The sequence below is a fragment of the Syntrophorhabdaceae bacterium genome, assembly GCA_036504895.1.
Classification (GTDB): domain Bacteria; phylum Desulfobacterota; class Syntrophorhabdia; order Syntrophorhabdales; family Syntrophorhabdaceae; genus PNOM01.
The window spans coordinates 24,475-34,009 of sequence record DASXUJ010000037.1 but is presented as its reverse complement, the minus strand read 5'-3'; the positions used below and the strand labels follow the sequence as shown (position 1 = coordinate 34,009).

The window sequence follows — 9,535 nt, the reverse complement described above, 5'->3', positions numbered from 1 at the left end:
AACCCTCGGAACGCGTTAACGTTCACACGATTTCCAGTCGTGCTCCTTCAGCCGCTCGGACATCTCTCCCGTAGCTGTCCTTTTATACCACAGATAGCAAACACGACACAAGCGAGAAACAGTCGATGGCTCAAATGCAGTCGATAGTCGTTAGTATATAGTATATAGTAAAAGCAAATAGAGAGGTGTCCCGGCAAGGGGGGCGACGCTAACCCTTCTTCAGGATCGACCTCATCCCAGTGACTTTAGGCGTCCAGTGCAATGTCTAACTGTCAAAAAATCTATCGAGCGCGTCCAGCTCGCACCGCGAGCGAGACCAACAGTAGGCGCCTGAAGCGGGGGAGGCTCGCTCAGCTTTGCTGAGTGAGGGGCGACGTGAGCCCATTAACTGCACAGACAAAAATGTCGCCCCTCTCAAAGAGGGCGACACATTTTTGTTGCTTCTTTTATTGCCGCTAATAAAAAGCTTTCCCGCTTATATCATTTCGTATTATATTGTTGTCATTACTATGCCCGTTTATATATCGCCTTTTTTAATGAGATTATATGACTGTGGCATGCATCTTGCTCGTCAACATTGTAAAGAGATCACGACACAAAAGCTTTCCGAGCCTGGAATCACCATCCGGGATAATATGGAAAACCTGTAGGTGGGTCGTCTTCTCTTCCCCACGGTGTCGCCGGCTTATGGAGTCATATTCGGCACACTGAACATATAAAAGCTGTTCGGGAATCCGGGCGCCGATTTGAGGCGCCGGAGAGGGACCTTTCCCGTGAACACCGTACAGTCATGCGAATGGTCCTTTATGGACAAAATATTATAAGGAGAGATGATAATGATGAAAAGATGGTTGGTATTCATGGTCTTTTTGTTCCCCGCGGTGGCTGCGATGATCATGCCGTCATTCGCGGCTGATGCGCCCTCCGTGGTCGTGGGTCGCGTCTACCATATCGAGGGGGACCTTCTTCGTTATGTTGCGGCGGAAAATGACTGGGTGGCCGTGGTCAAGGATGCGCCCTTCGGCGCCGGCGACACACTTTTTTCCGGGACCCAGGGGATGAATGAACTAATCGTTCCCAACGGGACCTGGATCAGGAACGGCTACAGCACCCAGATTCAGTTCATCGCCCTCGATGTCGAGGTATCGGAGGCTGACGTGGCTTCCGGGGTGGCACGTTTTTACAATAAAGGCCACAAAACAGTCATTAAGGCCACCTGTCCTTTCGGCTATGTGCTCGCCTATCCGGGCTCCGTCTTTGATTTCTACGTTGGGGAGAATTCGGTCGAGGTGATCGCCGTCAAAGGCAAGGTCAGTTTCATCCATTCTTCAACCCAGGCAAAATATGATGTGACTGCCGGTTCGCCATCGGTTCTCGCCGACCAGAATCAGGTCGCCTCGGGCGAAGGGGCCGTTGATCCCACGTGGGACCAGTGGAACGGAACACGTGAAGCATATTGGGCATCAAAGGTAAGAGTCCGAGGTCCGTCGGCGAAGTACCTCCCTCCCGCACTGCAGGACGAAGCCTATGTCCTGGAGGAGAACGGCAGATGGGAAAGAGTCGTGTATGAAGGCAGAGAGAGGCTATTGTGGCGGCCGGTGAATGTGGATGCTGGATGGGCGCCGTTTACGGCGGGCCGTTGGACCGACTGGTCCGGCGACCAGACATGGGTTCCTGCAGAGCCTTTCGGATATATGACGCACCACTACGGCAACTGGGTCCGCGTCGGCCATCACTGGTATTGGGCCCCACCCGTCGCAAGGGTAGTAGCCGGCATACCTCTTTTGGATATCGCCTTCGCCTGGACCCCGGGAAGAGTCGCCTGGATACATAGCGGCCCCAACGTAGGATGGGTGCCCCTTGCCCCTGCGGAACCTTACTATAGCCATCGCCACTGGGGAGGCCGCCACGACATCGTCATAACCGGCGGTAGACACGTGGATGTTCATATCAATAGATATGCATACGTGAATCAAGCGGTGGTGGTGAATCAGAACAATTTTTACAACGTGAACAATTATCGGAGCGTTCGGGTAACCAATATCAATCAGACCACCATTATCAATAATTACAGGGCAGCTCCGGTGGTGAACAATACGGTCATCAACAACTACACAACGAATAAGCAGAAGTTCAATTTCACGAATGTGACGGTAAATAATAAACCCCACAACAGCGTGGTCACGAGAATAAGGCAGAACGAGAAGGCGATGCCCCAAGTCAGGAATATAAACGCCCAGACTCTCGAGCAGCAGGTAAAGAAGATTCCTGAGGGAAGGATCAACCGCAATACCAAGATCGATCAGCCGAAGAGCCATGACTACATCGTACCTGCAAACCAGATGAATAAGCCGAAAGCAGAAGTCAAACTCGTTCAGAAAGATGTGAAGCCTACCGGGAGAATTACGGGTCCTGGTCAACCTGGTCAACCTGGTCAGGCCACTCCTCCGGGAAAACCGGGTCAGCCCGGACAGCCGACTCCTCCGGGAAAACCGGGTCAGCCGGGTCAGGCGACTCCTCCGTCGAAACCCGGTCAGCCGGGTCAGCCGGGTCAGCCGGGTCAGCCGGGCGGGGTTACTCCTCCGTCAAAACCGGGTCAGCCCACCCAGCCCGGTGGGATTACTCCTCCGGGAAAACCGGGACAGCCGACTCCTCCGTCGAAACCCGGACAGCCGGGTCAACCGGGACAGCCCAGCGGGGTTACGCCTCCGTCGAAACCGGGACAGCCCACCCAGCCGGGCGGCATAACACCTCCGTCAAGGCCGGGACAGCCGACTCCTCCGGGAAAACCGGGACAGCAGGGACAGCAGGGCGGGATTACTCCTCCGTCGAAACCGGGTCAGCCCGGTCAGCCGACTCCTTCCGGACAGCCCGGACAGCCCAGCGGGGTTACTACTCCCTCAAAACCGGGACAGCCCACCCAGCCCGGTGGGATTACTCCTCCGGGAAAACCGGGACAGCCGGGACAGCCCAGCGGAGTTACTCCTCCGTCGAGGCCTGGTCAGCCAGGCCAGCCGTCACAGCCGGGTGGAATAACACCCCCCTCAAAACCGGGCCAGCCGGGACAGGTAAACCAGGTTCCGAGACCGCAGCAGCAGGCCCAGCAGCAGCCGCCGCAGCAACACGCACAGCAGCAGGCCCAGCAGCCTAAGCCACAGCAGCAGACACAGCAGCAGGCGCAGCAGCCTAAGCCACAGCAGGCGCAGCAGGCGCAGCAAAGGGAACAGCAGCAGGCCCAGCAAAGGGAACAGCAGCAGAGACAACAGCAGCAGCAGCAACAACAGCAAAGAGAGCAGCAGCAGAGACAACAGCAACAGAGGGAACAACAACAGCAGCAGCAGCAAAAACAACAGCAACAGCAGCAGCAAAGGGAGCAGCAGCAGCGAGAACAGCAGCAAAGACAGCAGCAACAAAAGGAGCAGCAGCAGAAACAGCAGCAACAGAGGGAACAACAACAGCGAGAGCAGCAGCAGAAACAGCAGCAACAAAGACAGCAACAGCAGCAGAAACCACAGCAGCAGCCGGGACAGCCCGGGTGAAGCACTAAAACCGACTCTTCACCGGGAGTGAGCTACTTCACTCCCGGTGGATAGACAGAAACAGGGGTACGGCCGGAGGGAAAGGGATTCATCTCTTTCCCTCCGGCTTCACTGACCTTCCGGAATCGTGGGAAGCACTCGCCTATATCTTTATGAGAGGAGCTTCTCCGTAATGCGTAAAATCAAGGCGGACCTTCCTCGTTACACCTGGAAAGCAGAGGGAACTGCCGAACACATCTTTTCTGTACAGATTTTGCCGAATAGCCGATTATCCGCCGGGCGACTGTTTTTCCTTTTTGGGCTCCCCGACTTCTTCATCGGCCATATCCCGAATTTCGGAAAGACAGACGCATGTGTAGAGGGTCTCGTAAAGTGGCTCATCAGGGCGATAGACCACCATGTTTGGGGGTGTTTTGATTTCCCCTGTTGACGGTTTTTGGTCGTCCATTCTATTATAATATAAGGATCCCTAATACCTGTCAAGGGTGGCCGGCGGGATGCGCGCAGGAAAGGCGCGGGAGAACCGGTCCCCAGTGCGGGGAAGTGACCGGTCATGGCGGAGGAATGATCGCGTGGAAAAGATCAGGGTCGGAATCAGCAGATGTCTGACGGGCGATAAGATACGCTATGACGGGACCGGTAAGCAGGATCACTATCTCACCGACACCCTTGGCCGTTCTATCGAATGGTGCCCCGTCTGTCCGGAAGTCGAATGCGGGCTGCCCGTGCCCAGAGAGGCCATGCAACTCGTGGAAGAGTCGGACGCTCTCCACCTCAGGACCACCCATACCGGAATCGACCATACGGAGCGCATGGTGGAATGGTCACGCGCCAGACTCGATGGGATCTCACATGAGGGACTTTCCGGATTCATATTCAAGAGCCGGTCGCCCAGCTGCGCCCTGGGGGGAGTGCACATTGAAACCGGGGCAGGCACATCCGGGAGAAAGGATGCGGGCCTTTTCGCCACTGCATTTACGAGGCGCTTTCCCCTCATCCCCGCGGAAGACGAAGAAAGGCTTCGGGATCCCGGATTTCGTGAGAATTTCCTTATCCGTCTCTTCGTCTTCAAGAGGTGGCAGAAATTCATCGCCGGAAAAACTTCGGCGCAGGAACTCATAGCTTTTCATTCGAATCATAAGCTCCTCATCCTCTCCCACAGCACGAAGCATTATACGACCCTCGGCCGCCTCATCGCCACTGCGGGGGATTTGCGCGCGGTTATCCACGGGGAGTATATCTCACTCCTCATGGAAGGCCTTCGACTTCCCACGACTTCACGGAAGAACACCAATGTCCTGCTCCACATAGCGGGTTATTTCAAAAAACATTTATCGGCAGATGAAAAAAGTGAGCTTTTAGGACTTATAGAAGAATATCGAAAAGGTTTCCTGCCCCTCGCGGTCCCCCTGACCCTGCTCCGTCACTACGTCCGCAAATACAAGCAACCTTATCTCGAAACTCAGTTCTACCTTAGTCCTCACCCAACGGAACTGATGCTCAGAAACCATGCCTGACCTCCCTCCCCCCACAAGAATCCTCTTGAATATGGGCTGCAACATGTCATAATTGACATTAAAAGGCAGAACTAAAGTCTATTTCTTCAGGAGGGATATCTTGATCAATATACTGCGTACCAGAAGGAGTATCCGGAAATACGAGAAGGACATAGTAGACGCGCGGTCTCTCGAGATCATGAAGGAAGCCCTGCTTCGGTGTCCCACTTCCATGGGGAGGAACCCGTGGACCTTTATTTTCGTCGATGATCCCGGCGTCCTCGCACACCTCTCCCTCGCAAAGGAACAGGGCTCCGCATTTTTAAAGGGAGCACCTTTGGGCATCGTAATCTGCGGAGATGAGAAGGTCTCAGACGTGTGGGTCGAAGACTGCTCCATAGCAGCGATCGTGGTTCAACTCATTGCCCATTCCCTCGGTCTCGGAACCTGTTGGATCCAAATCAGGAACCGAAGCCATTCGTCTGCCCTGACAGCCGGGGAGTACGTACAGGACCTCCTTGGTATCCCCGAAAATGTGAAGGTGGAATGCATAATCAGTGTGGGTTTTCGCGCGGAGACCAAGCCTCCCGTTTCTGTTGAGAAATTAGATTATGACAAAATACGACACAATCGTTTCACCACAACAAAAACCGGATAGCACTCATTTCTCCCATTTCTCCCATTTCTCCCGGTTCGCCTCTTCGATCGCCTGATGGGCAAGATCGATGGATTGTCCCAATGTGCCCAGGACCTGCACGGGGTTGTGAAAGCCCATGCTGTTTTCGGCGGCCACGAAATCCCAGTACCATTGAGCTTTTCTCACCAGTGCCCGGGCATTCTCAAGCCGGGCCTCATCTGCTTTACCCGCGGCCGCGGCCTTGCCTATGGTCTCATGGGCACGGGCCACAAGCTGTCCTGCCGTACGCTGTAATAGCCATGTGGTATCCTGGGCGGTTTTCACCCTGCTCCTGAGCCACCGGGCGTCTTTTTCATGACACGGGCTGCAGGAAGATTCAACGGTTCTCATGGGGCTCGTGATCCAATGGGAACTGTATCTTTTTCCGTCTTCCTTCATCGAGGGCATATGACAATCAGCGCAGGAAACGCCCGCGCTGCCGTGGGTTCCCGTACTCCACGTCTCGAAATCAGGGTGCTGGGCTTTCAGCATCTTAGCCTTTGAATCGGGATGAACCCAATCCTGACCGAACCCTCCCGGTTTCATCTCATAATAGGCAAATGTCTGGTCCGGCCTTAGCCCCTTATTCCAGGGAAAAATCACGCGAGTCGTGCCGGGCTCGAAGTAGTATTCGGAGTGGCACTGGCCGCACACAAAACTCCTCATCTCTTCCCTCGACGCCTTCTTCACATCAATGCCCCGTCTTTCCATTGCTTCGGTAAATGCGGGGTTCATAATGCGAAGTCCCATGGTAGCCGGATCATGGCAGTTCGCACAGGTGATGCTGTGGGTCAGCTTTGGAAGCAATTCCTGTAACGGCTTCTTCGCGTATGTCCCGCCCATCTCCTTATAGATGTCCTTGAGATTGGCAGTCTTGCAGGTCATGCATGCACCCGGGCTAGCAGCGGTAACCCTCTTGCTCTGCTTAAAATCACCGAGTGCATAAGGATGGCCCCTATCTTCACTGTAATCTTTACTGAAGGGCATGCCCTTAAAATTCATCAGAATCTCGGGTTGCCTGGTAGAATGCTGAAAGTTTATACTTCCTCCGTATCCGGTGGGTGAAGGCGATGTTTCGAGGCTTTTGAGCCAACTCTTGTACTGGAGGGGATAAAATCTTCCCCAATAAGCCGGGTCGTATTCTCCTTCCGGGATCTCGGGCAACTTCTCCGGCACCGCCGGCTTTTGGGCAATTCCCCGTGTTGCCAGAGAGACTGTTAAAATCATTATTCCGAGAATTACCATGACCAATATCACTCGCCCCTTCATACCGTCACCTCTTTAAGTGAATCATAAGCGGGTTATACTCAATCCCTGCACGCTCTTCCCGGAGAGCGTCCGCCACTCGGGTTACACCGTTATATAATGAAATCTAATTCATCTCTTTATGAGGGTGCAATCGAAATCGACGGAGAATTCATTTTTTCTCCATCATTAATCATATACGTTCCCTCCGTCTCCTTTACCAGCCCTTCTCTCTCCATGCATCGTAGAATCGGCAGGACCCTTTCGGCTGAAACCCCGGTACGGGCGCCGATGTCGGCTGAAGACACTGAATCTTCCGTCAGAAGAAGTTTAAGAACGGCTCCCCGTACGCGCCTGTCCGAGTTCGCGAAAGGAGACTGTTTCCGGTAATGAGCGCTCTTACGGTTTGCATTGCCCGATTTTTTTCCGAGCATGGACCCGTAGTCCATGAGGGCATAAAACCATTCCCGGGGGGCGTCGCGGTCGAGGGTCTCTTCAATTAAAGGAAGGATTTCATTATCTTTCACCGGTCCTGTGCCCTGGAAGAAATGGTCGATAAAAACCCTTCTTATATTTGTTTCGATAAATGGCACAGGCTCATCGAATGCGAAACAGAGTATAGCGGCGGCTGTGGCCTTCCCGATGCCCGGAAGGGCAGCCAGATCTCCTATTGTTCGGGGCAGCGCAGCATCATGGTGCGTCACCACCTTCCGGGCTGCTCCGACCATGGAAAGGGCCCGTCTGTTGTAGCCGAGGCCCTGCCATGCGAAAAGCACGTCCTTCAAAGAAGAATCCGCAAGGGCTGCGAAGGAGGGGAAGAGATAGATGAAATCCTCATATTTGCCCATGACCCGCTCCACCTGCGTTTGCTGAAGCATTACCTCGGAAACAAAAATCCGGTATCCGTCCCGGGTCTTTCTCCACGGCAGATCGCGGCCATACTGCAAATAATGACCGCATATTTTCTTGTGAAACCTTTCTTTTTCCTCCGCCGAAAGGAGAAGGACGGGTGAATTCAAAATAACATCCCCTTATCCTTCGGCCTTACCCTGGTCGGTCACCTTTTTGAGCGCCTTCTCCAACTCGCTCACGTCGGCGAGGTACCTGTGAGATATAGGTTTAAGGTCATTATCGAATTGGTAAACGAGCGGAACCCCGGTGGGGATGTTCAATTCCGGTATCTCCTCATCGGACACGTTGTCCAGGTGCTTCACCAGAGCCCGCAGGCTATTTCCATGGGCGACGATTATGACCCTTTTCCCCTGGCGGATGGTAGGCACTATAGAATCGTGCCAATAGGGAAGAAACCTCTCCACCGTATCTTTGAGGCTTTCGCACAGGGGTATTTCGTCTTTGGCGACCGCTTCATACTTCCCTTCTTGTCCCGGATACCTTGTGTCGCAAAGTTCGAGCGCAGGAGGGGGGATGTCGTAACTTCTCCTCCAGACATGAACCTGTTTTTCTCCATAGGCTTTTGCGGTTTCAGCTTTATTAAGCCCCTGGAGTGCCCCATAGTGCCTCTCGTTAAGCCTCCACGATTTGATCTCCGGTATCCACATCAGGTCCATTTCTTCGAGTGTAATCCAGAGGGTCCTTATCGCCCTCTTCAAGACCGATGTAAATGCCACATCAAAGAGGAATCCTTCTTTCTTGAGAATCTCCCCCGCCTTTCGTGCCTCCTCAACTCCCCGCTCCGAAAGATCGACGTCGGTCCACCCGGTGAACCTGTTCTCCAGGTTCCACTGGCTTTCTCCATGCCTCAACAGAACCACCTGCATCATACGCACCTTCCCGTAGATAGATTATAAACCCTAATCCTATTATAAGATATTTTGCGGCAAGAACCCATACTTATGAGGATTCAAGATTCAATCTCCTGTTGATCGCCGGCCTGACCATTTTAAAGAAGGACCTCCTGCGAGGAACGGTTTAGATTGCCTCAGGTCAATTATTCCTGCTAGAATAGCTCCATAAACCGTCGCCTGTTAAGACCCGAATTCAAGCTCGAGGGAGGTAATCCGAAATGGCCGAGATGCTGCCGAAGTACGAGAAATGTTTCTTCTGCGGTCCCGCGACGGGCGGACTGGGTCTGGAGCTGCATTACGCAGACGAAAGGGCATTCTGCGAATTTCTCGCCCCCGATCGGTTCCAGGGCTACGAAGGGATGCTCCATGGCGGTATAGTTACGGGTATCCTCGATGAGGTCATGTGGTGGACTCTCTTCGTCAGAACCAAGGTAGTCTCCGCCACATGGAAAATAGAGGTAGAGTTCCTGAGACCCGTGGCGTGCGGGAACAGATACAAGGCATGGGCAGAGTTACGAGGCGGATCTTCAAGGAGGTACGACCTTTACTCCGAGATTGCGGACATGGAGGACCGGGTATGCGCCCGTGGAACGGGCACCTTTTTCAGGACAAAAGGCTTCGTGCTGGAGGATGTAATAAAAGTATTAGATTTCAGAGGAGTATCGCCCTCCATGCGCTCCCTGTTCAAATGACGGAGTGGGAGAAATTATCAATTTGCGAGAGCCGTCTTTGCCCGGCCCTGCTTAAGATTTTTGGTTATTGGGCGATAATAAT

General features: G+C 53.6%; 7 protein-coding genes. 4 read left to right on the top strand and 3 right to left on the bottom strand.

The window, feature by feature from the left end; all coding sequences use genetic code 11:
* The first annotated feature begins 836 nt into the window (after positions 1-836).
* From VGJ94_04735 to VGJ94_04725, 3 genes are all read left to right on the top strand, one after another.
* Positions 837-3,539, top strand: coding sequence for a DUF6600 domain-containing protein (locus VGJ94_04735; protein HEY3275904.1), 2,703 nt, complete (start codon positions 837-839; stop codon positions 3,537-3,539).
* Positions 3,540-4,111: 572 nt separating this feature from the next.
* On the top strand, positions 4,112-5,056 hold the full coding sequence (locus VGJ94_04730; GenBank protein ID HEY3275903.1) for a DUF523 and DUF1722 domain-containing protein: 945 nt from the start codon (positions 4,112-4,114) through the stop codon (positions 5,054-5,056).
* Positions 5,057-5,156: 100 nt separating this feature from the next.
* Positions 5,157-5,693: a nitroreductase family protein gene (locus VGJ94_04725; protein HEY3275902.1), complete on the top strand. Its 537-nt coding sequence runs from the start codon at positions 5,157-5,159 to the stop codon at positions 5,691-5,693.
* A 3-nt stretch (positions 5,694-5,696) separates the two neighbouring features.
* Here VGJ94_04725 and VGJ94_04720 read toward each other — a convergent pair whose 3' ends face one another.
* The 3 genes from VGJ94_04720 to gpmA all read right to left on the bottom strand — a co-directional run bounded on the left by VGJ94_04720 (position 5,697) and on the right by gpmA (position 8,737).
* Positions 5,697-6,980 (bottom strand): ammonia-forming cytochrome c nitrite reductase subunit c552, encoded by a 1,284-nt coding sequence (locus VGJ94_04720; protein HEY3275901.1) that lies wholly within the window; start codon positions 6,978-6,980, stop codon positions 5,697-5,699.
* 116 nt (positions 6,981-7,096) lie between these two features.
* Positions 7,097-7,975, bottom strand: coding sequence for a hypothetical protein (locus tag VGJ94_04715; GenBank protein ID HEY3275900.1), 879 nt, complete (start codon positions 7,973-7,975; stop codon positions 7,097-7,099).
* Positions 7,976-7,987: 12 nt separating this feature from the next.
* On the bottom strand, positions 7,988-8,737 hold the full coding sequence (gpmA, locus tag VGJ94_04710) for a 2,3-diphosphoglycerate-dependent phosphoglycerate mutase (protein HEY3275899.1): 750 nt from the start codon (positions 8,735-8,737) through the stop codon (positions 7,988-7,990).
* 242 nt (positions 8,738-8,979) lie between these two features.
* Between gpmA and VGJ94_04705 the strand changes: the two genes are divergently transcribed.
* Positions 8,980-9,453, top strand: a complete 474-nt coding sequence (locus VGJ94_04705; protein HEY3275898.1) for a PaaI family thioesterase — start codon at positions 8,980-8,982, stop codon at positions 9,451-9,453.
* The last annotated feature ends 82 nt before the right edge of the window (positions 9,454-9,535 follow it).

Bases quoted from the DNA above. Each gene is read 5' to 3' on its own strand.
- VGJ94_04735 (HEY3275904.1), top strand. From the start codon at position 837: ATGATGAAAAGATGGTTGGTATTCATGGTCTTTTTGTTCCCCGCGGTG.
- VGJ94_04720 (HEY3275901.1), bottom strand. From the start codon at position 6,980: ATGAAGGGGCGAGTGATATTGGTCATGGTAATTCTCGGAATAATGATT.
- gpmA (HEY3275899.1), bottom strand. From the start codon at position 8,737: ATGATGCAGGTGGTTCTGTTGAGGCATGGAGAAAGCCAGTGGAACCTG.
- VGJ94_04705 (HEY3275898.1), top strand. From the start codon at position 8,980: ATGGCCGAGATGCTGCCGAAGTACGAGAAATGTTTCTTCTGCGGTCCC.